This is a genomic window from Insulibacter thermoxylanivorax (assembly GCF_015472005.1).
GTDB classification, from domain to species: domain Bacteria; phylum Bacillota; class Bacilli; order Paenibacillales; family DA-C8; genus Insulibacter; species Insulibacter thermoxylanivorax.
The window spans coordinates 1-25,867 of record NZ_BMAQ01000007.1 but is presented as its reverse complement, the minus strand read 5'-3'; the positions used below and the strand labels follow the sequence as shown (position 1 = coordinate 25,867).

Genomic DNA, 25,867 nt, shown 5'->3' with positions numbered 1-25,867 from the left:
CTCTGATTCCTTCATCACTGATCTTTCATCATCCATCATCGATTCTTCATCCTGATTCCTTCATCACTGATCTTTCATCATCCATCATCGATTCTTCATCCTGTTTCTTCATCACTGATTTTTCATCGTTCATCATCGATTCTTCATCACTAGTCCTTCATCGCCGATTCTTCATCCTTCATCATTCATCCTTCATCATTCATCCTTCATCATTCATCGTTGATGCTCCAGCTTTCACTTCATCTATCTAAGCACCGCATTGACCATCTTTGCATCACTGCATCTTACAATGCGGCTAATTTCCGATCCAAATCCTCCGGATTAAATTCATAGTTCATCATATGTTTGATCACGCCATTCTGATCAATCAGTACCGTAAGCGGAAAACCGATCACATTGTAAGCCTGGAGGGACTTTCCTTCATAATCTAATGGAATCGGCATCTTCAGATCATATGTCTCAACGAATTCACTGACTTTATCCGTTCCGTAAAACTCCGCACTCGTTGCATTGACCGCTACGAAGTCGACCTTGCCTTTATATTTCTCATGCAGTTCCGCTAAAGCCGGCGCTTCCGATTGGCAAGGTCCGCACCATGAAGCCCAAAAATTAATCAGCACCGGACGCTCCAGCTTCGCATGGTCAAACACATATTCCCCGCCGTCCAACGTTGCCAGCTTAAAGTTCGGAGCCAGGAAACCAACCTTAGGCGCAACCTCCTGAGGCAGTTCTTCTTTGCTGGCATTGGTCACGACCGCAACCCCGATCAGCAACACAGCAACAACGAGGATCAACAAATTCCGCTTCATCGCATCTTACTCCTCTTTCCGAACTGAGTCATATATGTCTGTGATAATCATCATACCTTTCGTAAGTTGGAATATCAACTTCTATTCCGTGAAACTTTGCCAGATCAAGCGATGTATGGTTCGATGTATGATTTGCCTGCAGGACGGGAATGTTACGCCTATTGGCGAATCCAATCCGGAGGTCGAACTGCCGACATGGTAAAAGCAAAACAGCGCATCCTCGATATTCGTTTCCAGAGCGAGATTGAGATCGAACTTGAACAAGGCCAAGATGGTACCGCAGCGAACAGCCGACAATCAGCTGCCAACCAAGGAAAGGGGAAGGTATGGGAATACCTCGCTCTGGCCTCCATCCCCTTGGTGCTCGTGCTGGGCAACTCCATGTTGATCCCCGTTCTGCCTCAGATGCAGCGAGCCCTCCAGATCTCCCAATTTCAGAGCAGTTTGACGATCAGTCTTTTTTCGATCACTGCTGGATTATTCATTCCGATCTTAGGATATTTGTCAGACCGGTTCTCCCGCAAGATCATCATCATCCCCGCCCTGATCCTATATGGAAGCGCAGGGATCTTGGCGGGATTCGGGGCCATCTGGAAATCCTACGGTGTGGTGATCACCGCCCGCGCCCTGCAAGGTTTGGGGGCGGCCGGCACATCCTCGATTGCCATGGCGCTGATCGGGGATATGTATCAAGGCGGGGAAGAGAGCCGGGCACTTGGACTGGTTGAGGCATCCAATGGTCTAGGCAAGGTGCTCAGTCCGATCATCGGCTCGCTGCTGGCGTTGATCATCTGGTATGCGGTGTTTTTCTCCTTTCCCGTCTTCTGCGGCCTTTCACTGCTTGCTGTCATTTTCCTGATCCAAGAACCCAAATCCCAGGACGAACCGAAGAAACTGAAAGCTTATCTGCAGTCGATCGGCAGCATCCTGAAGGAGAAGGGACGGTGGCTGATCACGTCGTTTTTTGCCGGCTCCTTAGGGCTCTTCATCCTCTTCGGTGCGCTGTTCTACCTGTCGCAGATTCTCGAGGAAAAGCCTTACGAGATCGAGGGTGTGCTCAAAGGACTCATCTTGGCGATTCCCTTGATGGGGATGGTGACAACCTCCTATATCACCGGCAGCGTTATCAAGAAAAACGGCGTCCTGATCCGCTGGCTGATGAATATCGGGCTAGCAGTCATGACGGTCTCTCTCGGATTGTCCATATTTTTATACAAAAATATCTATCTCCTCATCGGCTTCCTAACCCTAAGCAGCATCGGGACCGGCCTGCTCCTGCCATGCTTAAACACGATGATCACGGGTGCCGCAGCCAAAAGCGAACGCGGCATGATCACCTCCCTGTACAACAGCCTGCGCTTCATCGGCGTCGCTTTCGGCCCGCCCCTGTTCAGCTGGATGATGAGCGTCTCCAATGAGCTGGTCTTCATCACGGTATCGGTCCTTGCATTAATTACGCTGGGACTGATCTTTTTCCTCATCAAACCCGATCGAAAGCTCAGCGAAGCATAACCATATCATACAAAAAAAGCTCCTCCTGCTGTCAACAACTGCCCTGTTGCTGCAAGAGGAGCTTATTATACTAGTAAGTCGGCCAGCCCGCAGACCCAATACAGATAGATCATTGATCAGCAGCTTCGGCAGACCGTTATCCCAGGCATCATAGCATGCCGAATGATGGTGTTGTTCTGATAGACAACCTGATGGCCCGGTCCCTTCCACCGCACATTGCCTGCGTCGATGATCGTGCCGTTCAGCATCGAAACGCCGTTCCGATCCACATACACGGGCCTGTGATGTTCGTCGCCCTGCCTACGACCATCTTGTATGTGCTGTTCAGGCCGTTGCAGCAGGCATCGATCGAAGCAAGAGATAGTAAATAGCCGTTCCTGTAAGTGATCGTCGGGCTTCTATGCCGTCAGTTGACATGAGACGCTGTATTCCCTGACCTGTAGAGAGCACATGCCAGGTGTTGCCCACCCTGATGATCGTCGGATCATGCACGATATTGCCCCCCGTCGTCTCCCAGAATGCATCTGTGACCTGCAGGATCAAGCTGCCTGTTAAGACAACGGCCAGCACAAGCGAGCGAAACTGCGTTTTCCACGCCTTAACCTCTCTGATGACCAGGGCGAACACCCTGATATTCCCCGGGAAATGAAACCGTGCATGAATCGCGCACAGCAATCCCTCCAGCTGTACGATCGCAGGATTCTGGTATTGTATAATGTTCATAAGCTATCATCTATATAGCAAGCGTCAAGGCAACCAAACTTTAACACCCTAGCACAGAAGATTACGACCATGATATCGCGTGTTAGGCATGCCGATAATCCATCGTTTCTTCCGCCATGATCAAGGAGGGGTTCGAGTTGATCGAGTACTTTGTGCCGCGCAATTTCCACCACACGGAACTCTATATCATCCACTACGGTTCGCAGGTATGCAGCCCCGGACACTATTACGGACCTGCGGTACGCGATCATTATCTGCTGCATTATATTTTGGATGGGCAAGGCATCTTCAAGACGGCGGAACGAACCTATGAATTAAGCACCGGGCAGGCTTTCCTCATCTATCCCGATGCCGTGACCTATTATGAAGCAGACCTGGACAATCCTTGGACGTATTGTTGGGTCGGTTTCAACGGTCTCAATGCCAAGAACCTTCTGCACATGAGCGGTTTCTCACCCAGCCGGCCCATCCTGACGGACGACGAGCAGCGCTCCGTCGGGCGCTGCATGCAGAGCTTAATCAACATGCATCCCCAGGGAAAGGCGCGGGATCTTCATCTGACGGCGAAGATCTATCAATTGATGGCCGCCCTCGTCGAGAACAATCGCCAAGATGAAGTCATCCCTGCCCAGTCCCGGCGTCAGCAATACGTGGAAGAGGTCGTCCGCTTCATCGAGCTCAACTTCGCCAACAGGATCACCGTTTCCGACATCGCTCGCAATATCGGGCTGAACCGCAGTTATTTGAACGCCCTGTTCAAGGAGCAGATGCAGACCAATATTCAAGACTATCTTCTTCGCTACCGCATCGAACGGGCCTTGCGGCTTATGATCAACGAAGCGCTGTCGATTGGGGACATCGCCCGTTCCGTCGGCTATGATGATCCCCTCTTGTTCTCCAAGATCTTCAAAAAAATCACCGGTTCCCCGCCCAGTCACTATCGGAAGCAGATGCTGTCTAATCCGCCTCCTGAATTGCCGTCCCCTGCGGACGATCTACGGCACTGACGCTTCGTCTTCCGAAGAGGTCCCGGGTCTTGTTCCAGAAGCTGCTTGATTGAGCGTACACCTAGTGAACGCCGTTTCAGAGACCGTGCACCTCTTGAAATCTACAGCTTGATCATTTAATATTCTTAAATTGAAACCTTGCAGTTTCCAGAACGTAATGAAATAATGATAAAGTGACAAATACCACATTTCATTCTTAATCTTCGGAGGGATCTAGCATGTTTTTTGGCTTTGGCGGTTTACACTGGATGGACATCCCCATCCTGCTTGCTTTCGGATTATCCATATGGGCACAGTTTAAAGTGCAGGGAACCTTCCGCAGATGGGCGGAAGTGCCAAGTTCCTCCGGTATCACCGGCTACGAGGCGGCGCGGCGGATGCTGGATAACCACGGGCTCTACGATGTGAAGATCGAACCGGTTCAGGGGACGCTGACCGACCATTACGATCCGATCCATAAGGTCGTGCGCTTGTCCGAACCCGTATACGGTTCCACTTCCATCGCAGCGATCTCCGTTGCCTGCCACGAAGTCGGTCACGCGATTCAACACTCGGTTTCCTATCCGATGCTGGTCGCACGCCACCGGATGTTCCCGCTGGTGAACTTCGCATCCGGCCTCGCACCATATCTGATCATCGCCGGTCTGATCTTCGGCGGACTCGGTTCCGTCTTCGGCCAGACGATGTTCTTAGCAGGCATAATCTTCTTCGCTGCAGCCGTGGCTTTCCAAGTGATCACGCTGCCCGTTGAGTTCAACGCCAGTGCGAGAGCACGGGAACTCATGATCTCCGAAGGCTTCATCACCAATTCGGAGGAACGAGGAGTCGCCAAGGTATTGAATGCGGCTGCTCTCACCTATGTCGCAGCGACGATCATCGCTGTTCTGCAGCTGCTCAAGTTCATCCTGATCTTCCTTAATTCTCAGAACAGGGACTAATGCCTTCCCTGCTTACCGCCGCAATAACAAAAGCCGCGAAGTCGATCGACTTCGCGGTTTTAACTATGCATGTATATGATGGCAGGTATCATGAATGGATTATGCGCTTAGAACGACTTAATCCTCCTCATCAGATCTTCGATATGATGCGCTTCTGCTTGATGTTCTTCAAAGAATCTCAGCAAGAAACTCCGAAACACTTCCGCCACGAGCGGCAGTTTCTCGTCGACGCGCCGTATGAGGCCGATCGTCCGCGTCACCTTCGGCGCCTCGATCTCCAGCTTCACGGGCTGCAGCGGCGAGATCTCTTGCAGCGCTAGATGGGGCAGCAGACTGACGCCCATCCCCGCTGCCACAAGTCCGCGGATCGTATCCGTCTCCTCGCCCTCAAAGGCGATCCTCGGCACGAATCCAGCCTGCTTACAAGCATCCATGACAAGCGTCCGCAGAGAATATCCTTCATGGAATAAGACGAAAGGATCATCCTTCAGCTGCTCCAAGCGGATCGAAGACTCCCCCGCCAGCGGATGGTTCTCAGGCAGTACAGCATATAACGGTTCCGTCAACAGCACTTCTCCAGTCACATGTTCATGATCTTGCGGAAATGGGGAGATAAAGGCCAAATCCAACTCGCCCTTCCTGACATCGCGAAGCAAGCTGTTGTAGAAGCCCTGCCGGAATTTGAACCTGACATTCGGGTGTTTCTTGCGGAAATGCGAGATCAGACCCGGGATCAGGATATCACCCAGGCTGTGGGGAAAGCCGATGCGCACTTCTCCATACTCCGGATCCAAGTAATCCTGCACCTCAGCGATCGCCTTGTCGAGATCGGCGAGGATCGCTTCAATCCGTTTTAGGAAAAGCTTGCCCACCGGAGTTAGTTGCACATTCCGTCCATGTTGAGTGAATAACGATACGCCAAGCTCCTGCTCCAACAGATGAATCTGCCTGGATACGGCGGATTGCGAGACGTGCAGTTCCTCTGCCGCCTGCGTGACATGCTGCAGCGTTGCGACTTTCACAAAATATTGAAGTTGACGTAATTCCACTGTTCGTACACTCCACTGCCCGTATTGTTCACCAAATATTCATTATAGACGATAAGATCCCGTTTGTCTGTAGTGATTCTCGCAATTGACCCGGCAGCTCCGGGTCCACTCCGCTTACAGGAGGTATTAATAAATCCCTCTATTGTCAATGTCATCTATTGGAATCTCCGCCGACTCTGCCGCTGAAGCAGTGCCGCCATCCAGATGAACCCGGCAACGAAGCCGCCCAGATGCGCTTCCCAGCCGACATTCGGCACGACGAAGGAATAGACAGCCCCCATGACGACGATGGTCATAACCGTCGTATAGGTTCCCTTGTCAATGAATGACCTGCGCAGCAGAACCAAAGCCAGATAGGCGCCAAACACGCCGAAGATCGCTCCTGATGCTCCTGCCGACAAGGTATATTGACCCTTGAATGTCCAGCTGTGAAAGAGATGGGAGGTGAGATTGCCGGCGATGCCCGTCACCAGGAAGAAGACCGCGTAGCGGACATGTCCGAACATCCTCTCTAATTCCGGAGCGAAGACGAAGATGGAGAAACCGTTGAACAAGATGTGAGAGAAGCCGATATGGATGAAGATCGCGCTGATGAAGCGGGCCAGGTCCCATCCCCCGCCCCATAATCCGGGGAGTTCGAAGCGCGGGAAAGGGCTGATAAAGGCGCCGAAGCGCAACAGAACACGGCTGTTCTCCGTGCCGCCGCTCAGGGTCATGATGATGAACATGGCGATGCAGATGAGAAGAATCACTGAATTAACGGGATACAGGCGGATGTAGGACCGCAGGTTTTCCGTGCGAACAAACATCATGGGGCTGAAACTCCTTTCATGGGTAAAAAACACGGGAATGGACAATATAGATTTTATAACGCTATAATAGAAGTTGGCAAATGCCGGAATCAATATTTCCTGTTAGAGGAGTGATGGGTAATGGCACAGGAGCGATTAGGCGTCCATACGCTCAAAGGCAATCCGCTGACATTAATCGGTCCCGAGCTCAAAGTCGGAGACAAAGCGCCGGAGTTCACAGTTCGCAGCAGCCTTGTCGATACGAAGTCCTCTTCGGATTACAAGGGCAAGATTCGTTTGATCAATGTGGTTCCCTCCCTGTACACAGGCATCTGCGACGCCCAGACGCGCCGCTTCAACGAAGAAGCAGCGAAGCTCGGCGATCAGGTAGCAATCCTGACGATCAGCGTAGACCTGCCGTCTGCACAGCAGCAATACTGCGCAGCAGCCGGCATCGACAAGGTGGAAGTGCTGTCCGATCACTACGACGTCTCCTTCGGGACAGCTTACGGAGTGCTCATCAAGGAACTCCGTCTGCTGGCGCGTTCGATCTTCATCATCGACGCCGAGGACACGATCCGCTACATAGCGATCAACAAGGAGATGGCCGAACATCCGGACTACGACAGCGCGCTTGCGGCACTGCGGGAACTGCTGTAAACCGCGAAGCAACACAGGGATCGATAATTGCAAAAACTGCGAGAGAAGCAAACTTCTCTCGCAGTTTTGTTATAAGCTGGGCTTATCCGCATAATCCTTGAGCTTGCGATCGATCTCCTTGAGCAGATTGAGGATGAGTCTGTAGTTGGAACCCAGATCTCCCAGGGAACCGCGCGAAGCGGAATAGATATCGACCGCACTCTTCACCGGGTTGATCTCAACGACCGTAAACGTCACGTCTTGTATTCTTCCGGTTGCTGTACGCTTCTCCGCGAGAATCTCACCGACGCTCTTCACATCGTGGACTAGTTTAAGCCCCGGATATTTCTTCACAATCGCTAGAATCTCTTCCCAAAGTTTATCTTTAGGAAGCTTAAAGTGCCTGGAATTCAAACCGGGATATTTCGGGTTCTCGCTGGTCGTTTCAAAGCTTCGGAATATTCCGATTAGTGTGCGTTTCAGCAACGGTTCTTCCTCCCTTGATCGAACATACCTTTATCCTATCTTACCACGGATTCCCTCAGATCGCAAAAGTCAATACGGAACTGAAGCAAGACGAAACTGCTTATCCGCGGTAGCCGTTGGGATGACGACGGAACCATTGCCAAGCGCTGTCCACGATCTTCTCGAGATCCGCATACTGCGGCTTCCACCCCAGCTCTTCCTGCGCCCGTTCGGAAGAAGCCACAAGCACCGCCGGATCGCCGGGACGGCGCGGCGATACGCGGTCCGGGATCGGATGACCCGTCACGCGGCGAGCCACATCGATCACCTGGCGGACAGAGAAGCCCTGTCCGTTGCCCAGATTATAGACGCCGCTCTCCTCTTTCGCGCGCAGTCGCTGCAGTGCCAGGTAGTGCGCATTCGCCAGGTCCATCACGTGGATATAATCCCGGATGCAGGTACCGTCTTCCGTTGGATAATCTTCGCCGAATACGGAGATGAACTCGCGTTTGCCCAGCGGGACTTGCAGGATCACCGGAATGAGGTGGGTCTCCGGATGGTGATCCTCGCCGATCAGCCCATCGGGATGTGCCCCCGCAGCGTTAAAATAGCGCAGCGATATCGACTTCAATCCATATGCCGCATCCCCCCAGCGGAACATCTTCTCCATCGCCAGCTTCGTATCGCCGTAAGGGTTCGTCGGGTTCGTGCGGTCGTGTTCATCAATCGGCACGCGCTCCGGCTCCCCGTAGACGGCGGCCGTAGACGAGAAGACGATCTTCTTCACACCGTGCTGGATCATCGTCTCCATCAATTTCTGCGATCCATAGACATTGTTATCATAATAGGCCAGCGGTTTCTCTACGCTTTCGCCGACCAGCGAGTTGGCGGCGAAGTGGATCACCGCTTCGATCTCATGTTTCTTGAAGATCTTACTCAGCGCCTCGTCGTCGCGAATATCCGCCTGATAGAAGGTTCCGCCAAGCACCGCCTGACGGTGGCCGGTCTGCAGATTGTCGACGACGACAACTTCTTCGCCCTTCTCCAGCAGTTCAGCCACCGTATGGCTCCCGATATATCCCGCTCCACCGGTTACTAAGATCGCCATCCGCTCACACCTCCGTGATTTCTTTTACGCCGTCGCCTATATCGCACACATAGAATGTCGGAGTAAGTCCCGTGGCTTCTGTATACTTCTTCGCCACAACTTCCTGGAATTCATTGACGGCTTCCTCACGAACAAGGCTGACCGTGCATCCGCCGAAGCCCGCACCGGTCATGCGGCTGCCGATGCAGCCCGGCACGGACAGCGCCGCTTCCACCAAAGCATCGAGTTCCTTGCCCGTCACCTCATAGAGATCGCGCAGCGATTCATGGGACTGGATCATCAATTGTCCGAACTGCTCAAGATCGTTCTCCTCCAGGCTGTGTACGGCTCTGAGGACGCGGTCATTCTCGCTGACCACGTGCTCAACACGATTTCGGATCACAGGATCTTGGATATGCTCGCGCAGCTCCTCCCATTCGCTCAGGCTGAGCGCTCCCAGATCTCTGAGATCAGGCTTTACGCTTCGCAGGATCTCCAGTCCCTTCTCGCATTCGGCGCGCCGTTCATTGTACTTCGAGTCGGCCAAGCCGCGGCGCTTGTTGGTGTTGGTGATGATCAGCTTATGCCCGGCCAATCGCAGCGGTGCATATTCATAGGACAGATCGGCGCAGTTCAGGCGGATTGCATGATTCGCTTTGCCCATGCCGACGGCGAACTGGTCCATGATGCCGCAGTTGACGCCGACGAATTCATTTTCTGCCTTCTGCGACAGCTTCACCAGCTCGATCACCGGAATCGTAAGGCCGGCGATGCGAGAGAGGGCATAAGCGGTGACGACTTCGATGGAAGCCGAAGAGGATAGACCTGCACCGTTTGGAATATTGCCGTAGTACAGCACATCCGCACCGCGGAAGACTTCCTTCTGATCGGCGGCATATTGCTGGAGCTGCAGGAGAACACCCTTCGGATAGTTCGCCCAGTTATCCTCTTCTCGATAGACGATCTCATCTGCTTTCACATCCACTTGCTTAGACAGATTCAGTGAACGGAAACGGTAGAGCCCGTCCGTACGAGGCTTAACCAGCGCATAGGTGCCGAAGGAGAGGGCTGCCGGGAACACATAACCGCCGTTATAATCCGTGTGTTCACCGATCAGGTTCACTCGGCCCGGAGCGAAGAACAATCTCGCTCCAGCAGGATCGCCGAACAGTTCTTTAAACTTGTCAGTCAGCATTTGACGGATGTTCTCCATGATCAGTTCCTCGCTTTCTCTTTGTCCATATATTTTCTATATGCTTCCCGCAGATGTTCTGCAGTATCTTCGACGCAAAGCGGGTTTGTCGCAGCCCAGGCGCCCATCTCCGATGATGCGTAGTACTTGATGCGATCCTTGGCCCTAAGCGGTGGATAGAACTCAATATGAAAATGATAATAATCCTCGACATCCTCATCATTGACCGGTCTTTGGTGCAGCACCATCATATACGGGAACAGCCGGTCGAACAGCTCATCCATCGTCCCCGTCGTCTGCTTCAGTATCTCAGCGAGGGAGCGCTTCTCCTCCGGTGTAAAGTCCGGCAATGCCGTCTTATGGTTCTTGCTGACGATGAACACGCCGTAAGGGAAATCGGTGAAGAACGGCAGATAACAGATGAAGTGGTCGTTCTCGATGATGACGCGCTGCGCGAACTCCTTCTCTTCGCGGTTCATGTCGCAAAGCAGGCAAGAGCCGTTCTCTTCATAGTGTTCCTTGCAGGCCGCCAGTTCCGTCTGGATCTTCAGCGGCATCTTCGAATAAGCATAGATCTGACCGTGCGGATGCGGCATGGTGACGCCGACTTCTTCCCCGCGGTTCTCGAAGATCATGATGTACTTGTGCTTCGGATCCTTCGCCAATTCTTCGAAGCGTTCTGTCCACAGGTTGATCAGCTTCTCGATATGCTCGACGGACAGTTCCGGGAGGGTCTTCGTATGTTCTGGAGAGTACAGGATCACTTCGCACTTTCCATAAGAAGGCGCTGTCTTATACAGCTTTGTAGCCACTGGGTCCGGCTCCGGCGGATCGGGACACAGGGCTGGAAAATCATTGTCATACTTATAGACGTCATAACCATCGGGCACCTTACCCGAACCCGGGCAGAAAGGACAGTAGTCCTTCGGCATATGCGGCCGGTTCTGCCGGTTGGATGCCACGATCGTCCAATCTCGAAGCAGCGGATTATATCGAAGTTCAGCCATGGATCTAACCCCCATTAAGTATAGTAAAGTCGTGTTCGTCGATGCGTGAATGCTTGCAGGATGCGCTTGATCAGGTTGACCACATCAAGCGGAGCAATTGACAATCGGAATGTTTTTGTTTATTAATTTAATTAATAAAGTAGGTTACCATTATCATACAAAAAATATCAGTTAAAATCAATACTTCCGTTTCATTTTACCGTATTTTTTTATACAATTGATGAAGTAATTTGAAGTTATATTTAGAGCGCTTACAACAATCTCAGACATCCAGCCTTAATCTCACACACCTAATCTCAGACGCATGGTGCAAGTGCCGTCTTACGCACAAACCTTCACACACAACTTATACACACACAACAGGGAGGGCTAAGTGATGAACGAACCGGTAGTCGGGAGTTTCAAATGGATGAAATCTCTTAACCGCTCACTCATCCTCAATACCATACGCACCCACGGCGAAGTGTCGCGCGCGGAGATCGCCAAGATCACGAAGCTGACCCCCCCCAACGGTCACCAATATCGTCGCGGAACTGCTGGATAACAACCTGGTCATCGAAAGCGAACTCGGCGCATCAACCGGCGGCCGCCGTCCCATCATGCTGCGCATCAACGCCGATGCCTATCACATCGTCGGCATTGACATCGGCATCCATCATATCCGCGCCGTTGTCACCAACCTGAATGCGGATATCAAAGCGTCCGAGACGCTGACCTTGACAGAACAGATCAATCAGGAGACGCTGGTGAAGCATCTGATCGCTACGGTGAGCCATGTGCTAGAGCGCGCATCGCTTACGCCGAAGGACTTGATGGGCATCGGCATCGGCATGCACGGCGTCGTCGATCCGGAAGCAGGGAAGGCCGTGTTTGCTCCAAACCTGGGACTGCGCGACGTCTCTCTTCGGGAACCTCTGGAGCAGGTTTTCTCCGTTCCCGTCCATGTGGAGAACGACGTCGTCGCCTTCGCCCTCGGCGAGAGCTGGTTCGGCGAAGGGAAGGATACGGGGAATTTCATCGCGGTGAACATCGGCGAAGGGGTCGGTGCAGGGATCATCCTGAACGGTCAGATCTACAAGGGCGCCAGCTTCTCCGCAGGCGAGATCGGCCATACCACCGTCGATATGAACGGGCCGCGCTGCAGCTGCGGCAACTACGGATGCCTGCAGTCCCTTGTCTCCGGTCCGGCCATCGCCCGGCAGGCGGCGCAGCAGATCCGGGAAGGAAGAGCCAGCAAGCTCACTGACCTGTGCGGCGATGATCTCGATGCGATCACGGGCGAGATGGTCGATCGAGCAGCCCGCATGGGAGATGAATTGGCACGGGAGATCTTCCTCCAGACGGGTCGTTACCTGGGCATCGGGTTGGCGAACCTCATCAATACACTAAACCCCCGAAAAATCATTCTCGGGGGCGGTGTGACCAATGCGTCTGATCTATTCCTGGATGAACTCAATGCGACGATCCAAGAGCGCGCGATGGATACACCCGCTAAGGCGGTATCCATTGTCATCTCCCGACAGGGAGAATACGCATCGGCGATCGGCGCCGTGACGATCGTCCTGAACGGACTGTTCGCGCCGCAGATCTATGTCTAATGCCGTCTACATGCAGAAGATATGTTTGCCGATTCGCTTGATTTGCGGCCGGGACCAGATCCACGCCGAAGTGGCGGTATCTGGATTGAAGTAATAGATGGCCCCGCCCGTCGGATCCCAGCCGTTGATCGCATCGCGGGCAGCTTTGTAGGCGAGCTCATTGGGCTCCAGCCAGAACTGACCGTCGTCGACGGCGGTGAAGGCCCGCGGCTGGAAGATCACCCCTGAGATCGTGTTGGGGAAGGAGCTGTGTTTTAACCGGTTCAGAATGACGGCCGCGATCGCTACTTGGCCCTCATATGGTTCGCCGCGCGCTTCACTGTAGACAGCGCGGGCCAGCAGCGTGATCTCCTCTTGCGAGAACTCACTGGTGCGTACAGCCGTTGTGGCCGCCCTGCCGCTCGCCTGCCAGCCGGGGGTGGCCCTCACCAGCATATTCTTCGTCTTAGGTCCGACGACCCCATCGACGGTCATGCCGAATTTGTACTGAAAATCCATCACCGCCCGCTCCGTCTGCCAACCGAATATCCCATCAATCAAGCCGTGATAATATCCGAGATATTGGAGACGGCCTTGCAGTTCATATACATCCCCTCCCCGCGATCCATATCGCAGGGTCTGATCCCCGAAGGCAAACCCCGTCTGCAATTGCACGCAGCTAAGGCCAATCAACACACTCATGATAAAGCAGATCCCTATCTTTTTGCGGTAATGACGAACGATTGGTTCGGACAAAGAAAAACACCTCCGCCTAGACTCTAGGTCTAGTATGAAGGTGTTTGGGTCGATTTATGCAGATCTTTTGGTGAAGTTAGCCCGCCTATGCCGTCCGACATTTGCGTTCCATGAACCCGCTCTCGCAGGTGGGTGCTCGCAGTCGCAGTTTTGATGTCCTTCTTTGGGAAGGCGTATCAGCCCCGCGATCCATGTAAAGCTCCCGTTGTACAGCCATTGGTTCAGAACCATCGTGCCGTAACGCACATCGCAGGATAACTTTCAGTGTAGTTTTATTATAGTCCCATCTTCGGCAAATGTAAACGCTAAACTTCAGGGAATTATTTCCTCTGGACGGAAGGACCAGGGGATTCGCTTATTCCTTCTGACCAGCGGATCGATCATGTTCACCAGCTTGCGATGCTTGCGAATCGACCAGGGCTTGTCCCGTCTCCGACCCATCAAATCGATCCCGTGCAGTTTCCTCGTCCCGTTCAGCTTCCCCGTCTTGCTTGGCTTGTTCTTCCTGCTTCTCCCTAGCCTGCTGAGCTTTGTTGTAGATATGATAGAAGCCCATGAAGGAGAAGTACGCCATCCCGGATGCTGTGAAGAATGGGAGCAGCCAGGTGAGCTCATAGAAGCTGATGTACAGGATCAATCCATTGATCAGGATGATCCCGACGGAGATCAGCGGTCTGCCGACCGCGATCAGGGCAGCATTCTTCATGATCGACCAGAACTTCATATGGAAATGAACGATCATCGAGAAGAAATGACAGGAAAAGGCTAACAAGATCACGCCGACTACGATGAACAGATATCTCAGTACAGAGCTGATCTCCACGGCATAGAAGAAAAAGTCGAAGATATAGATCGCCCACAGCGGAACGATCACCAGTCCGCCGAACATGCTTTGTTTGTAATTGCTCTTGTAGCCTTTCCAGAATGTCTTGAGCAGCGGCACGTCCGCATCGCCCATGATCCACTTGCGAACCACGCTGAACATCGCCGCTGTTGCCGGAAATGTCACGAAGGGTGCCAGGATCGCGATCGGGATCAGGATCGCGACCAGTTGTGAGAGATCTTCTGCGAATAAGATGTTGAGAGCGAAGAATAGAACCGGCACATTGAATAAAATCCATAGAAGGTTGGTCACGGAGAAGCGCATGATCCATTCGGATATGCGATAAAATCCGCCCATAAGCCCGCCCATTTCCATCTAGCTCATCCCCTTCCCGTCTAGTCCTGTCTGGTTGTCTCGAATTACTTCACATATTCCCTTCGCCATTTATCCTTGCTGCGGTTGTCACCGAATTTCCCCTCGCGGCGGAAAGGACCCGCCCCTTTGTTGCCGCGGCTGTTACGTCCCCGTGCATCCCGCCCGCGATAATCGCGTCTGCGGTCGCGGCTTGTAATTCGGCCGTCGGATTTGCGTTTCTTCACGCGCAGCGGTTCTTCCGGCGTCAAATGAATTTCGACATGTTTCTTCTCCCCGGTTAACAGCTTCAATGCTGCCGCCAGAACCTGTACGGAATCGTACTGCTCCAATAGCTGGATCGCAAATCCCTTGTACATCTGGAAGTCTTCCTGCTCCATGATCTCGATGAGCTGCTCAGCCGTAGCGCGCTGCTTGCCCTCGACGGCTTCCGCCAAGCTGGGCAGCGGACGCTTCGCGATGCGATGCCTTGTCACCCGCTCGATTAGATGCAGGTGATCCGTCTCGCGCGGGGTGACGAAGGTGATCGCCACGCCTTCCTTCCCTGCCCGTCCCGTGCGGCCGATGCGATGCACATAGCTCTCCGGGTCCTGCGGCAGATCGAAGTTGATCACGTGCGTTACGCCGGTCACATCGAGTCCCCGGGCTGCCACATCCGTAGCGACCAGCACATCGATGGTACCGTCGCGGAACTTGCGCATCACGACATCCCGCTGGTTCTGAGATAGATCCCCATGCAGTCCTTCTGCGGTGTAACCGCGCTTCTTCAGCGCTTCGGAAAGTTCATCCACGCGGCGCTTCGTGCGTCCGAAGATAATCGCCATATCCGGCGCCTCCATATCGAGCAGACGGCAGAGGATCTCAAATTTCTGCTGCTCGTGCACTTCCATATAATATTGATCTACGGACGGGGCACTGACTTGCTTCGGAACAACGGATACATGCTCTGGATTCTTCAGATATGTATCCGCGAGCCGTTTGATATTCGACGGCATCGTTGCCGAGAACAACATCGTATGCCGGTCTTCGGGAAGCTTGCTGAGGATCGTGTTGATATCCTCAAGGAATCCCATATCCAGCATCTCATCGGCTTCATCGAGGATGACGGTATGTACTTTATCCAGCTTGATCGTCTTTCGATTGATATGATCAAGCAGCCGTCCCGGTGTGCCGATGATCACCTGCGGTTTCTGCCGCAGGGCGCGGATCTGCTTCACAATATCCTGGCCGCCGTAGATCGGCAAAGTGCGCAGTCCCTTATACCGCGCCAGCTTCGCGATCTCTTCCGCCACCTGAATCGCCAGTTCCCTCGTCGGCGTCATGATCAACGCGGCGATATGCTCTGTTTTCGGATCGATATTCTGAATCAAAGGTATGCCGAAAGCAGCGGTCTTACCTGTACCAGTCTGCGCTTGCCCGATGAGATCCCGACGCTCGAGGGCGATCGGAATCGCCTTTGCCTGAATCGGGGTAGATTCTTCAAATCCCATCTCCTGAATGGCCTTCAAAACCTGTGGTTGAAGCCCGAAATCTTCGAATGTTTTTTTCAATATGGATCATTGCTCCTTTTCTCTACATACATCACTGCACCATCTTACCACAACACATCAACGATTTTCCAGTTTTCCTTTGTGCATATTCGTCAGTTTCTTTTCTAATTAACACATACTACAATAGGAACAGGAGGGACCCAGTTATGAGAACCAACACCGTTATGCAAAACATTCGCTCCATAGCCGTCGTCTGCATCGGAGCCTTGCTCACTGCAGTTGGATTCCAGATGTTCCTGATCTGCCACCAGCTGCTGAGCGGCGGCGTGTCCGGTATCGCCATGATGATCGGTTATTTTACCGGATGGGATATCGGACTTTTGTATTTCGTTATTAATGTTCCTATTTTACTGTGGGGTTATTTTGCCATCGGCAGGTACTTCGTGCTGCTGAGCATGCTGTCCGTCGTGCTGACCTCTTGGTTCATGCAGATCATCCCCGTGGATGTGCTGAGCGATACGGATATGCTGATCGGCGCGATCTTCGGCGGCGTGATCTCCGGCATCGGCATCGGCATCACGCTGCGCGCCGGCGGCTCCACGGGCGGCTTCGATATCATCGGTTCGATCGTCACCCGCTACTTCGATATCCCGCTGGGCAGCATACTCTCCATCTTAAATGGAATCATCATTATCGTGCACGGCTATCTGACGCAGGATTGGAATCTGTCGCTCTACTCCTTGATCTCCATCTTCGTAACAGGCAAGGTCGTCGACATGATCCATATCCGCCATATCAAAGTCACCGCCTTCATCATCACCAATGAGAAGGACCGGCTGCTTGAGCTCCTGCTGCAGAGACCGCGCGGCGTCACCCACATCAAGACCACCGGCGCTTACAGCGAACAGGAGAGAGACATGCTCATGACGGTGACGACGCGGTATGAGCTCGCGGAACTCAAACGCATGATCCGCCAGGTCGATCCAAAGGCCTTCGTCAACATCGTCGAGACGGCAGAGGTGATCGGCGACTTTCGCAAAAATCACTGACGATCATTGCCAAGTACGCTCAGCTCACTGGATTATGATATACTAGAATAGAATCGGGTTAGAGCTTCAATTGAATACATTCTGGCACCGGAACCACGGCTGCACCGTTAGTTGAAACAGCTTTTTCTAATCGCAAGACCATATTCGATTGGAAGGGTGATTCACATGCAGATGGAAACCGTAACTCTGTCCAGAATTGTAAAGAAGTATATCCCGGAACTATACCCCACGCTGACGCCCAAAGAACTGAACACCAAGATCGTGCTGAGAGACGGAGAGCATCAGCTGGATGCAGAAGACGTCATCGAGATCGTTCAGCGCAGCATCTGCGAACATCAGAAATATTCCCTTATTCAATAAGAGAAGTCCCTGTTAAGCTGCCGCAGCAGTCTTATCAGGGACTTATCAACATTCAACAGATAGGATGGAATTGAGGTGTGGCGTTAGAATAATCGAGCATTAGACTTCGAATTTTGAATTTGCTCTTCGCTGCAGATCTGACCTATACAGGTTCGATCTCAAACGTACGACTTTATACGCCTTTGTAGGCTTGACGGTAGATTTCCTCCAGCTCGGACACGAGCGGCAGCTTCGGATTCGCCGTGGTGCATTGGTCTTCGAAGGCCATATCCGCAAGCTTCGGAACCATCCGTTCGAATTCGTCCTTCGGAATGCCGTTCGCTTCGAGGCTCATCGGGATCTCCAGCTCTTTCGCGAGATCAATGACGGCCTTGATCAAGCTCTCGACCCCTTCTTCCGTCGTTCTGGCCGGCAGACCGAGCGCTCTGGCGATCTCCGCATAGCGCTTGTCAGCGATGAAGCTCTCGTATTTTGGGAAGGAGACGAACTTCGTCGGCTTCGTCGCATTGTAGCGTATGACGTGCGGCATCAGGACGGCATTCGCACGGCCGTGCGCGATCTTGAAGGCACCGCCAAGCTTGTGCGCCAAGCTGTGGTTAATGCCCAGGAACGCGTTGGAGAAAGCCATCCCCGCGATCGTCGAAGCGTTGTGCATCTTCTCTCTCGCCAATTCGTCGCTGCTGCCATGGTGATAAGCCCGCGGCAAGTATTCGAAGACCAGTTGGATTGCCTTGATCGCCAGTCCGTCTGTGTAGTCATTCGCCATATTCGATACGTAAGCCTCGATGGCGTGAGTCAGCACGTCCATACCTGTATCTGCGGTAACGGTCTTCGGCACGGACATCACATAGGTCGGGTCGATGATCGCTACGTCCGGTGTAAGTTCATAGTCCGCGAGCGGGTATTTCGTATTGGCCTTCTTGTCGGTGATGACCGAGAAGGATGTCACTTCGGAACCCGTACCCGAAGTGGTCGGGATGGCGACGAATTTCGCCTTGCGGCCGAGTTTGGGATATTTGAAGACGCGCTTGCGGATATCCAAGAACTTCTGCTTCAGTCCCATGAAGTCAACATCCGGATATTCGTAGAACAGCCACATCGCCTTCGCTGCGTCCATCGGAGAACCTCCGCCCAGCGCGATGATCACGTCCGGCTGGAAGTTGCGCATCATCTCGACGCCCTTCATCACCGTCTCGATGGACGGATCCGGTTCAACCTCAGAGAAAATCTCGCTGTGTACATAATCCCGTCTCTTGCGCAGATAGTACAGTACTTTATCCACATAGCCCAGCTTCACCATACCTGGGTCCGTCACGATGAAGGCACGAGAGATCTCCGGCATCTTCTCCAGGTATTGCGTTGCATTTTTTTCAAAGTAGATTTTCGGAGGTATTTTGAACCACTGCATATTAACCCTTCTTTGTGAAATTTTCTTGATATTGATGAGATTGATCGTCGATACGTTGGTCGATACAGAGTTGCCTCCGTAGGTGCCGCAGCCAAGAGTCAGCGAAGGGATATATGCATTGTAGATGTCGCCGATTGCCCCCTGCGAAGATGGCAGGTTGGAGATGATCCGGCCTGCCAGCATCCGTTCACCAAAGGCGCGGATGACCTTCTCATCACGGGAATGAATGACCGCGGAGTGCCCTAATCCGCCGAAGCGCAGCATCTGCTCTGCCCGTTCGAATCCTTCCTCCGTGCTGTTCACCTTATAGCAGGCCAGCACTGGGCTTAACTTCTCGCGGGACAGCGGCTCTTCCGGACCTACGGTTTCTGCCTCGGCAATCAGGATCTTCGTGCCCTCCGGCACCTTTACCCCTGCCAGTTCAGCGATCTTCGCCGCCGGCATGCCGACGATCACCGGATTCACCGCACCGTTTTCTTTGATGACCACTTTCTCGACCTTGGCCTTCTCGGCTTTCGTCAGGAAGTAGCAGTTGTTGGCGATCAGTTCTTTTTTCACTTCATTGTAGATTTCCTTATCGATGATAACCGCTTGTTCCGAAGCGCAGATCATCCCGTTGTCGAAGGTCTTCGACAGGATGAGATCGGTTACGGCCTGATTGATGTTCGCCGTCTTCTCGATATAACAAGGCACGTTGCCCGGACCGACGCCAAGTGCTGGTTTGCCCGAGCTGTAAGCGGACTTCACCATGCCGGAGCCGCCTGTTGCGAGAATCAGCGATACGCCCGGATGCTGCATGAGGGCTTGCGTCTTCTCGATCGCCGGATGTTCGATCCACTGGATGCAATGCTCCGGTGCACCTGCTCTTACGGCCGCTTCATACACCACTCTCGCCGCTTCCTTGCTGCACTCTTGAGCAGACGGGTGGAAGGCGAAGATGATCGGGTTCCGCGTTTTGATCGCGATCAGGGATTTGAACATCGTCGTCGAGGTTGGGTTCGTGACCGGCGTCACTCCGGCGACCACTCCAACGGGTTCTGCGATCTCGATGATGCCTTCATATTCGTTCTCGCGGATCACGCCGACGGTTTTGTCGTATTTGATATTATTGTAGATATACTCCGTTGCGAAGATGTTCTTGATGATCTTGTCTTCATAGACGCCGCGCTTCGTTTCCTCGATGGCCAGCTTCGCCAGACGCATGTGATCGTTCAGACCTGCCAACGCCATCTCCTTCACGATGCGGTCGATGGTTTCTTGGTCGTATTCCCTAAACTTCTTCAGTGCAGCCTGCGCATTGGCAACCAGCACGTCCACTTCGTTAGCCATGTTCTGCTCGCTCATGACTTTCTCTTTGGTCGACATTTTGGTTTCCTCCTTTTTGGCGTACTCCTTTTTTTGTTGCGGCACTGGGACATTTTTTCAATTGGTATGATTGGACCTTTTTAGTCCCTAGTGGATGTTTTGCGTCCCGATTACCGTAAAAAAATTTGAGTTTTTTCAGAAAGCTTTCTTTACTCATATTATAATCGGACTTTGTGAAAAATGGAACATAGTGTCGATGACAATATTGTGAATATTTTCACATGATCGAATGTAAAGCGTTTTATTTCAGCTTATTTTGAGAAAAAATGCTCTTAAGGGAGAAAGTCCGACAAACTTCCTCAAATTTCTTTGCTTTCCCCCTACTCGCTTCCTATTCCCTCATATATAATAAAGGAAAATGCCGGTCCACGGGTGAATGGCCCGTGTCGACGTCATGAACTAATATGGGGGAGACAAGATGGAATTATTGTTATCTGCTTTGTTATACATATTCGGGCTCGGCATCGGTGAAGATGCGCGTCCGGTAACCTTCGAACAACTCGTCGCTGCAGCCATCCAATTTCACGAACAACGCCAAGTCGTCCCAGAGATCGTCGACCCTGAGACCGGAAAACTCAATGCCGCCGGCAAGATCGATCCCGATCCTGATGCTCCTAAGATCAAAGGCATCTATATGACAGGGCCTACGGCCGGGATCTCCCGTTTCGACAAGCTGATCCAACTCATCCAAGATACGGAACTCAATGCCGTCGTCATCGACGTCAAGGAAGACCACGGCTACATGACCTTCGAACCAGCAGATCCTGAGCTTAAGGCGATCGGCAACTACAAAAAGTGGATACGGGACATTCACCATGTCATGAATACGCTTAAAGAGAACGACATCTACCCAATCGCCCGCATCGTCGTCTTCAAGGATACGGTGCTGGCGAATCAGCGGCCGGATCTGTCCTTCCTGCGGCCTGACGGCACCGTCTGGCACAACGGCAAGGCCAATCCCGAAAGCTTCGTCAATCCATACATGAAGGAAGTGTGGGACTACAACATCAAAGTGGCGAAGGAAGCCGTCGCTCTTGGTTTTAGAGAGATCCAATTCGACTACGTGCGCTTCCCTGAGGGCTTTGAGACACGGGCAGATTCCTTGATCTATGCGCAGGACGAACGCTCCCGGGTCGATGTTGTAGCAGACTTCGTCAAGTATGCGCGCGAGGAACTGAACCCGCTGGATGTCCGCGTCTCTGTGGACATCTTCGGCTATGCCGCATCCGTGCCTGCAGCAGAAGGAATCGGACAGGATTTTAACAAGATCTCGACCTATGTCGACGTGATCAGTCCGATGGTCTATCCGAGCCATTACAGCACCGGCTGGTTCGGTTTGACTGTACCGGATGCCCACCCGTACGAGACAATCTTCGGTGCGATGATGGATACTCATAAGAAGCTGGAGGAGATTGCGGAGGTCAAACCGATCATCCGGCCCTGGATTCAGGATTTCACCGCCACCTGGGTGCCCGGGCACATTCGCTACGGCGTGAAAGAGATCGAGGATCAGATCCGTGCCTTGCATGATGCGGGCATCGAGGAGTTCCTCCTCTGGAATTCCAGCAACGTCTACACCGAAGGCGTTAATTATGATCTAAAATGAAGAAAGGACGGATATCCAGTATCTGGTATCCGTCCTTTCTGTTATCATATCGCACATCAACCACAAGTTCGATCTTACTGCGACAGGCGCATCGCCAGTTCATACAGCTCCATATTGAACGGACGCTTCGTATTGATGACGACTTCGATGTCTGTCAACACTTCTTCTCCGTTGATGATGCCGCAGCTCTTGCCCGATTCGCCCTCGATCAACTTGCGCACTGCGAAGTCACCGAGTCTGGATGCGAGGATGCGGTCGTTGTGCGTCGGAGTTCCGCCGCGCTGGATATGCCCCAGCACCGTTACCCGCGGTTCGATTCCGAAGCGCTCGATCTCCTCTGCGATATGTTCACCCTTGCCTACGCCTTCTGCCACAACGATGATCGAATGGCGCTTGCCGTGGGCGAAGTTCTCCCGCATACGGGTTGCGATTTGCTCCAGATCGAACTTCACCTCCGGCACCAGGATCGCTTCTGCACCGCTCGCCAGTCCCGCATACAGAGCGATGTCCCCGCAGTGTCTGCCCATGACCTCGACCACGGAAGTACGCTCATGAGAAGTCATCGTATCGCGAAGTTTATTGACCGCATCGACGACGATGCTCACCGCCGTATCGAAACCGATCGTAAAGTCAGTGAACGGAATATCGTTGTCGATCGTACCGGGCAAGCCCATCGTCTTCATGCCGAGCTTGTTCAGGATATTCGCACCGCGGTAGGAACCGTCGCCGCCGATGACGACCACGCCGTCGATCCCGTGCTTGCGCAGGTTAGCAAGGGCCTTCTGCTGGCCTTCCGGCGTCTTGAACTCTTCGCATCGAGCGGTCTGCAGAACCGTCCCGCCGCGTTGGATGATATCCCCTACACTGCGCAGATCCATCGGACGAATATCATCATTGATCAATCCTAAGAATCCTCTCTGGATCCCGTAAACCTCTAATCCATGATACAATCCGCTCCGCACAACAGAGCGAACGGCAGCGTTCATGCCCTGCGAATCACCGCCGCTGGTTAATACTGCTATCTTCTTAACTGTCATATCCTTATCCTCCTTAACTGAATAAGTTACACGCAGGTGTAACCCAAGATAACCTGTAAGACGATGCTGGTTATTAGATCAGTGAACTGCGGATCCACTTGCTGTTGATCCAGAAGAAGATGCGCGTCCAAGGGCTGTTATGCATCAATTGACGGGTGACCTTCGTTACGCCCTCCTGCCTGCTGGCCTTCGGATCCGACAGATAGAGAGCCAGCAAGCCCTCGACGATCATCAGGTGGAATCTCGCACCCGGCAGCCGCTTGCTAGTTATACTGGCCTGCTCCGCTATCTTGCGCATGCGCTCTGTCGTCTCACGGATCCCGGAGTAATAGCTGCAGAAGTTTAGATCTCCGCCGTGCTGATCCTCCTCCTGATCGATGAGATAATCCAGCAGGATGTGCAAAGCGCATATGTACGGGAAATATGCCTGATAGATCGCTTCCGCCTCTTGCTTGCTCAGCCCCTTATGACTGGCTGCGAGGAAGAGCATAAAGATGCACAGTGTGGATCCGGTTGCCGCGGCAAATTCGTTCCATTTCAGGTCCGGACACATCTCGCGATGCTCCTCCCACCAGGTGAGCAGAGCTTGCTCGCGCTCATCGGGATGAATGTGTTTGTACACCTGCAGATCCGTGTATAACCCGACGAGTTTCAACACATAGGGTTGGACGACGGAATAAGAAGGCAGCTTGCGCAGGATGGATTGGCATTCCATTACCAGGTTGTTCAGATAGCCTCCATCCTCCGTCTCACTGCGATAGCGATAGTAACCATGCAGCTCCGCCTGCGGGTCAGCTGCATCGATCATCGCTTGATGCAAAGCACGAAAATCATCAGCACACATCGATGTGCTGCGATCGCACAGATTATCCAGATAATCGCTGATCGTCTGATAGGCCGTAATCAGCCGCATCAGATCCCGCCGCTTCGGGATATTGCCGGAGGCATATACCGCACCGCCGATGCAGTGGAACTCTTTAGTAGTCATGCTGGCAATCGCTTGCTTCCTCAGCTCCGGATCCGGTATGCGCTCCGCCTTCTCCCGCCAGCGCTGCAGTTCGCTTCGAACACCGGGGAGAATATAGCGGTACATCCGGTACATCAAGCTGAACGGTCCACTTGGAAGCTTGCGCGCATGGTTCGCAGACTGCATCTTCTAGTCCTCCCATCTGGCTGTGTTGTAGTTGCTGCCGCTGCTCGACGGAATTGCTCCGATCCCCTTGTCTTCCTTAAACTTGTCTTCTTTAGTAGTGGTTGTTTCTCCGATTCTCGATGCTTTGATCGATTCGGTACCACAGCTGCAGATCATGGATACAGCTGGCCAACTCGGCAATCTCCGAATTAAGGCGGCATGACGCAGCGAAGTCCTCTTCTTCATCCAGTTGACTTTGCTTCTCTTTGATCTTTGCCTCGAAAGATCGGATGCGCTCCGGGATCGTTCCGCGGATCATCTCCCACTCAAGCAGAATCTTCGCTTGCTCCTCCTCGGAATACTGATCCCACTCGAGATCCAACTCGGGCAGGCGAATCCCCAACCTTTCATCATAGATAAATCGATAATGATCACTCATTTATATATAATGCCCCTTTGCTCATAAACACCAAAATCCCATCAATCCATGACTCGCACCATGACAAATCCTGCATCTTACGCATCTTACACGTTTCTTTACACGCATCAGTATGCACATACCATCACACACTGCATCATTAGCCTACAACCCATTATAATGAATTGTACAGAATGTTGATTCATTTGCAAGTTTGTTCGTTACACTGATCCAAGTTAGTTCGTTGCACTGTTTTTATATTTTACATGATAGACACCACCCCAAAGCAAGTCCCGACAAAAAGGGCCAAGCCGCTATGCCGCTAAACGGGCTGGCTTGGCCGCGATGTTCAGATCATGGACACAGCTTGGCAACTGATCGATACTCTGTTACGGATGGATGAACATCTGTGTCCAATAATGATTCATCGAACCGCCGCTCGCATATCCGACTCCAATCTCCGTAAACGAAGCGTTGAGGATGTTCTCCCTGTGTCCCTTTGAATTCATCCAAGCTTGCACGACGCTCTGTGCGGTCTGCTGGCCGGCCGCGATATTCTCCCCCGCTGCTGTGAAGGAGATTCCAAAGTCTCGGATCATCTCAAAGGGGCTCCCATAGGTCGGTGATTGGTGGGAGAAGTATCCTCGATCCCGCATATCGCTGGACTTAAACCTCGCTACACGGGACAGCTCCCAGTTATGGGCAAGCGGCTTAAGGCCATAACGGGCTCTTTCGATATTCACGAGACGAATGACTTCCTGCTCTACCCGTTTGACCGTGGAGAAGAGCGGCACATAGACCTCATCCCCGGGATAGATCAGGTGCGGATTGGCGATCTGCGGATTGGCCGCGATCACTTCCTGCAGACCCACTTGATATTTGAGCGAAATCAGCCAGAGGGTATCCCCGGGCTTCACGATATACACATCCGTATCGTCATATTCCGCATAACTGACAGGAGCTAGAGCAGCGGACAGGAACCAAACGGCTGCTAACAGGAACAAGCTTCTCTTGGCAATAGTGCGCATCATAGGATCCTCCTGTATACCTCGAGTTGATAAGCTGTATCCGTTAATATGAGCCTCACTTGGGATTATTATGCAGTCGATCAGATCCGCCCTTTGCTCGAATCGCTCTTTCCAGCGTGAGTGTAATCGTTTACGGCGTGGACTACCAGGGTATCTAATCCTGTTTGCTCCCCACGCTTTCGCGCCTCAGCGTCAGTTACAGGCCAGGAAGCCGCCTTCGCCACTGG

General features: G+C 52.7%; 25 protein-coding genes, 1 rRNA gene, 1 other RNA gene and 1 pseudogene. 9 read left to right on the top strand and 19 right to left on the bottom strand.

Features of this window, described 5'->3' with window-relative positions:
* Positions 1 to 284: 284 nt before the first annotated feature.
* Positions 285 to 809 (bottom strand): TlpA family protein disulfide reductase, encoded by a 525-nt coding sequence (locus PRECH8_RS05620; RefSeq protein WP_200966118.1) that lies wholly within the window; start codon positions 807 to 809, stop codon positions 285 to 287.
* 195 nt (positions 810 to 1,004) lie between these two features.
* Here PRECH8_RS05620 and PRECH8_RS05615 point away from each other — a divergent pair, with 195 nt between their 5' ends.
* Positions 1,005 to 2,321 (top strand): MFS transporter, encoded by a 1,317-nt coding sequence (locus PRECH8_RS05615; protein ID WP_200966117.1) that lies wholly within the window; start codon positions 1,005 to 1,007, stop codon positions 2,319 to 2,321.
* A gap of 70 nt (positions 2,322 to 2,391) precedes the next feature.
* Here the strand turns inward: PRECH8_RS05615 and PRECH8_RS14745 are convergent.
* Positions 2,392 to 2,718 (bottom strand): annotated as a pseudogene (locus tag PRECH8_RS14745) (family 43 glycosylhydrolase); the annotation flags it as partial.
* Positions 2,646 to 3,044, bottom strand: a complete 399-nt coding sequence (locus PRECH8_RS05605) for a hypothetical protein (protein WP_200966116.1) — start codon at positions 3,042 to 3,044, stop codon at positions 2,646 to 2,648. The gene PRECH8_RS05605 and the pseudogene PRECH8_RS14745, both read right to left, overlap by 73 nt.
* Positions 3,045 to 3,181: 137 nt before the next feature.
* Here PRECH8_RS05605 and PRECH8_RS05600 point away from each other — a divergent pair, with 137 nt between their 5' ends.
* The gene (locus PRECH8_RS05600) at positions 3,182 to 4,051 is read left to right on the top strand and encodes an AraC family transcriptional regulator (RefSeq protein WP_200966115.1); all 870 of its coding nucleotides are present in this window, start codon (positions 3,182 to 3,184) and stop codon (positions 4,049 to 4,051) included.
* Positions 4,052 to 4,269: 218 nt separating this feature from the next.
* Positions 4,270 to 4,989: a zinc metallopeptidase gene (locus tag PRECH8_RS05595; RefSeq protein ID WP_200966114.1), complete on the top strand. Its 720-nt coding sequence runs from the start codon at positions 4,270 to 4,272 to the stop codon at positions 4,987 to 4,989.
* Positions 4,990 to 5,096: 107 nt separating this feature from the next.
* Here PRECH8_RS05595 and gltC read toward each other — a convergent pair whose 3' ends face one another.
* Positions 5,097 to 6,038 (bottom strand): glutamate biosynthesis transcriptional regulator GltC, encoded by a 942-nt coding sequence (gltC, locus tag PRECH8_RS05590; protein ID WP_200966113.1) that lies wholly within the window; start codon positions 6,036 to 6,038, stop codon positions 5,097 to 5,099.
* 155 nt (positions 6,039 to 6,193) lie between these two features.
* Positions 6,194 to 6,850, bottom strand: coding sequence for a rhomboid family intramembrane serine protease (locus PRECH8_RS05585; RefSeq protein WP_200966112.1), 657 nt, complete (start codon positions 6,848 to 6,850; stop codon positions 6,194 to 6,196).
* A 120-nt stretch (positions 6,851 to 6,970) separates the two neighbouring features.
* Here PRECH8_RS05585 and tpx point away from each other — a divergent pair, with 120 nt between their 5' ends.
* Entirely contained in the window at positions 6,971 to 7,489 is a 519-nt protein-coding gene (gene tpx, locus PRECH8_RS05580; RefSeq protein WP_200966111.1) for a thiol peroxidase, read from the top strand.
* A 69-nt stretch (positions 7,490 to 7,558) separates the two neighbouring features.
* Here tpx and PRECH8_RS05575 read toward each other — a convergent pair whose 3' ends face one another.
* From PRECH8_RS05575 to galT, 4 genes are all read right to left on the bottom strand, one after another.
* Positions 7,559 to 7,954 (bottom strand): DUF1499 domain-containing protein, encoded by a 396-nt coding sequence (locus tag PRECH8_RS05575; protein WP_200966110.1) that lies wholly within the window; start codon positions 7,952 to 7,954, stop codon positions 7,559 to 7,561.
* 100 nt (positions 7,955 to 8,054) lie between these two features.
* Positions 8,055 to 9,041: a UDP-glucose 4-epimerase GalE gene (gene galE / locus PRECH8_RS05570; protein ID WP_200966109.1), complete on the bottom strand. Its 987-nt coding sequence runs from the start codon at positions 9,039 to 9,041 to the stop codon at positions 8,055 to 8,057.
* 4 nt (positions 9,042 to 9,045) lie between these two features.
* Entirely contained in the window at positions 9,046 to 10,215 is a 1,170-nt protein-coding gene (locus PRECH8_RS05565) for a galactokinase (protein WP_308808446.1), read from the bottom strand.
* 20 nt (positions 10,216 to 10,235) lie between these two features.
* Positions 10,236 to 11,219 (bottom strand): galactose-1-phosphate uridylyltransferase, encoded by a 984-nt coding sequence (gene galT / locus PRECH8_RS05560; RefSeq protein WP_200966107.1) that lies wholly within the window; start codon positions 11,217 to 11,219, stop codon positions 10,236 to 10,238.
* A gap of 376 nt (positions 11,220 to 11,595) precedes the next feature.
* Between galT and PRECH8_RS05555 the strand changes: the two genes are divergently transcribed.
* Together PRECH8_RS05555 and PRECH8_RS05550 are read left to right on the top strand one after the other, a co-directional pair.
* Positions 11,596 to 11,763, top strand: a complete 168-nt coding sequence (locus PRECH8_RS05555) for a hypothetical protein (protein WP_200966106.1) — start codon at positions 11,596 to 11,598, stop codon at positions 11,761 to 11,763.
* A gap of 55 nt (positions 11,764 to 11,818) precedes the next feature.
* A complete protein-coding gene (locus PRECH8_RS05550; protein WP_200966105.1) occupies positions 11,819 to 12,817 on the top strand; it encodes an ROK family protein in 999 nt (332 codons plus the stop codon).
* 6 nt (positions 12,818 to 12,823) lie between these two features.
* Here the strand turns inward: PRECH8_RS05550 and sleB are convergent, their stop codons facing one another.
* From sleB to cshA, 4 genes are all read right to left on the bottom strand, one after another.
* Positions 12,824 to 13,498, bottom strand: coding sequence for a spore cortex-lytic enzyme (sleB, locus tag PRECH8_RS05545; protein WP_200966104.1), 675 nt, complete (start codon positions 13,496 to 13,498; stop codon positions 12,824 to 12,826).
* 128 nt (positions 13,499 to 13,626) lie between these two features.
* Positions 13,627 to 13,811, bottom strand: a non-coding RNA gene (gene ssrS, locus PRECH8_RS05540) — 6S RNA.
* 96 nt (positions 13,812 to 13,907) lie between these two features.
* The gene (locus PRECH8_RS05535) at positions 13,908 to 14,750 is read right to left on the bottom strand and encodes a YesL family protein (RefSeq protein ID WP_200966103.1); all 843 of its coding nucleotides are present in this window, start codon (positions 14,748 to 14,750) and stop codon (positions 13,908 to 13,910) included.
* 44 nt (positions 14,751 to 14,794) lie between these two features.
* Positions 14,795 to 16,237, bottom strand: coding sequence for a degradosome RNA helicase CshA (gene cshA / locus PRECH8_RS05530; RefSeq protein ID WP_200966121.1), 1,443 nt, complete (start codon positions 16,235 to 16,237; stop codon positions 14,795 to 14,797).
* Between the two features lie 206 nt (positions 16,238 to 16,443).
* Here cshA and PRECH8_RS05525 point away from each other — a divergent pair, with 206 nt between their 5' ends.
* Both PRECH8_RS05525 and PRECH8_RS05520 read left to right on the top strand, forming a co-directional pair.
* The gene (locus PRECH8_RS05525; RefSeq protein ID WP_242457451.1) at positions 16,444 to 17,286 is read left to right on the top strand and encodes a YitT family protein; all 843 of its coding nucleotides are present in this window, start codon (positions 16,444 to 16,446) and stop codon (positions 17,284 to 17,286) included.
* 165 nt (positions 17,287 to 17,451) lie between these two features.
* Positions 17,452 to 17,646, top strand: a complete 195-nt coding sequence (locus PRECH8_RS05520) for a hypothetical protein (RefSeq protein WP_200966102.1) — start codon at positions 17,452 to 17,454, stop codon at positions 17,644 to 17,646.
* Positions 17,647 to 17,818: 172 nt separating this feature from the next.
* Here PRECH8_RS05520 and adhE read toward each other — a convergent pair whose 3' ends face one another.
* A complete protein-coding gene (adhE, locus tag PRECH8_RS05515) occupies positions 17,819 to 20,419 on the bottom strand; it encodes a bifunctional acetaldehyde-CoA/alcohol dehydrogenase (RefSeq protein ID WP_200966101.1) in 2,601 nt (866 codons plus the stop codon).
* Between the two features lie 418 nt (positions 20,420 to 20,837).
* On the opposite strand from adhE, the gene PRECH8_RS05510 reads away from it, so the two are divergent.
* The gene (locus PRECH8_RS05510; protein ID WP_200966100.1) at positions 20,838 to 22,025 is read left to right on the top strand and encodes a putative glycoside hydrolase; all 1,188 of its coding nucleotides are present in this window, start codon (positions 20,838 to 20,840) and stop codon (positions 22,023 to 22,025) included.
* Positions 22,026 to 22,099: 74 nt separating this feature from the next.
* Here PRECH8_RS05510 and pfkA read toward each other — a convergent pair whose 3' ends face one another.
* The 5 genes from pfkA to PRECH8_RS05485 all read right to left on the bottom strand — a co-directional run.
* Complete coding sequence (gene pfkA / locus PRECH8_RS05505) at positions 22,100 to 23,062, bottom strand: 6-phosphofructokinase (RefSeq protein WP_200966099.1); 963 nt, start codon at positions 23,060 to 23,062, stop codon at positions 22,100 to 22,102.
* Positions 23,063 to 23,135: 73 nt separating this feature from the next.
* Complete coding sequence (locus PRECH8_RS05500; protein ID WP_242457450.1) at positions 23,136 to 24,215, bottom strand: tetraprenyl-beta-curcumene synthase family protein; 1,080 nt, start codon at positions 24,213 to 24,215, stop codon at positions 23,136 to 23,138.
* A gap of 91 nt (positions 24,216 to 24,306) precedes the next feature.
* Positions 24,307 to 24,633 carry a hypothetical protein gene (locus tag PRECH8_RS05495; RefSeq protein ID WP_200966098.1) on the bottom strand — a complete coding sequence of 109 codons (327 nt, stop codon included), beginning with the start codon at positions 24,631 to 24,633 and terminating at the stop codon, positions 24,307 to 24,309.
* Positions 24,634 to 25,001: 368 nt separating this feature from the next.
* Entirely contained in the window at positions 25,002 to 25,640 is a 639-nt protein-coding gene (locus tag PRECH8_RS05490) for a CAP domain-containing protein (protein WP_200966097.1), read from the bottom strand.
* A gap of 113 nt (positions 25,641 to 25,753) precedes the next feature.
* Positions 25,754 to 25,867, bottom strand: a 16S ribosomal RNA gene (locus PRECH8_RS05485); the annotation flags it as partial.

Excerpts from the sequence above, each read along its gene's own strand:
- PRECH8_RS05620 (WP_200966118.1), bottom strand. The coding sequence starts at position 809 with ATGAAGCGGAATTTGTTGATCCTCGTTGTTGCTGTGTTGCTGATCGGG.
- galE (WP_200966109.1), bottom strand. The coding sequence starts at position 9,041 with ATGGCGATCTTAGTAACCGGTGGAGCGGGATATATCGGGAGCCATACG.
- PRECH8_RS05605 (WP_200966116.1), bottom strand. The coding sequence starts at position 3,044 with ATGAACATTATACAATACCAGAATCCTGCGATCGTACAGCTGGAGGGA.
- PRECH8_RS05535 (WP_200966103.1), bottom strand. The coding sequence starts at position 14,750 with ATGGAAATGGGCGGGCTTATGGGCGGATTTTATCGCATATCCGAATGG.
- PRECH8_RS05520 (WP_200966102.1), top strand. The coding sequence starts at position 17,452 with ATGCAGATGGAAACCGTAACTCTGTCCAGAATTGTAAAGAAGTATATC.
- PRECH8_RS05550 (WP_200966105.1), top strand. The coding sequence starts at position 11,819 with ATGCTGCGCATCAACGCCGATGCCTATCACATCGTCGGCATTGACATC.
- PRECH8_RS05615 (WP_200966117.1), top strand. The coding sequence starts at position 1,005 with ATGGTAAAAGCAAAACAGCGCATCCTCGATATTCGTTTCCAGAGCGAG.
- PRECH8_RS05555 (WP_200966106.1), top strand. The coding sequence starts at position 11,596 with ATGAACGAACCGGTAGTCGGGAGTTTCAAATGGATGAAATCTCTTAAC.
- cshA (WP_200966121.1), bottom strand. The coding sequence starts at position 16,237 with ATGGGATTTGAAGAATCTACCCCGATTCAGGCAAAGGCGATTCCGATC.
- PRECH8_RS05585 (WP_200966112.1), bottom strand. The coding sequence starts at position 6,850 with ATGATGTTTGTTCGCACGGAAAACCTGCGGTCCTACATCCGCCTGTAT.
- PRECH8_RS05510 (WP_200966100.1), top strand. The coding sequence starts at position 20,838 with ATGGAATTATTGTTATCTGCTTTGTTATACATATTCGGGCTCGGCATC.
- adhE (WP_200966101.1), bottom strand. The coding sequence starts at position 20,419 with ATGTCGACCAAAGAGAAAGTCATGAGCGAGCAGAACATGGCTAACGAA.
- tpx (WP_200966111.1), top strand. The coding sequence starts at position 6,971 with ATGGCACAGGAGCGATTAGGCGTCCATACGCTCAAAGGCAATCCGCTG.
- PRECH8_RS05525 (WP_242457451.1), top strand. The coding sequence starts at position 16,444 with ATGAGAACCAACACCGTTATGCAAAACATTCGCTCCATAGCCGTCGTC.
- PRECH8_RS05490 (WP_200966097.1), bottom strand. The coding sequence starts at position 25,640 with ATGCGCACTATTGCCAAGAGAAGCTTGTTCCTGTTAGCAGCCGTTTGG.
- PRECH8_RS05495 (WP_200966098.1), bottom strand. The coding sequence starts at position 24,633 with ATGAGTGATCATTATCGATTTATCTATGATGAAAGGTTGGGGATTCGC.
- PRECH8_RS05500 (WP_242457450.1), bottom strand. The coding sequence starts at position 24,215 with ATGCAGTCTGCGAACCATGCGCGCAAGCTTCCAAGTGGACCGTTCAGC.
- PRECH8_RS05595 (WP_200966114.1), top strand. The coding sequence starts at position 4,270 with ATGTTTTTTGGCTTTGGCGGTTTACACTGGATGGACATCCCCATCCTG.
- galT (WP_200966107.1), bottom strand. The coding sequence starts at position 11,219 with ATGGCTGAACTTCGATATAATCCGCTGCTTCGAGATTGGACGATCGTG.
- pfkA (WP_200966099.1), bottom strand. The coding sequence starts at position 23,062 with ATGACAGTTAAGAAGATAGCAGTATTAACCAGCGGCGGTGATTCGCAG.
- sleB (WP_200966104.1), bottom strand. The coding sequence starts at position 13,498 with ATGAGTGTGTTGATTGGCCTTAGCTGCGTGCAATTGCAGACGGGGTTT.
- PRECH8_RS05565 (WP_308808446.1), bottom strand. The coding sequence starts at position 10,215 with ATGCTGACTGACAAGTTTAAAGAACTGTTCGGCGATCCTGCTGGAGCG.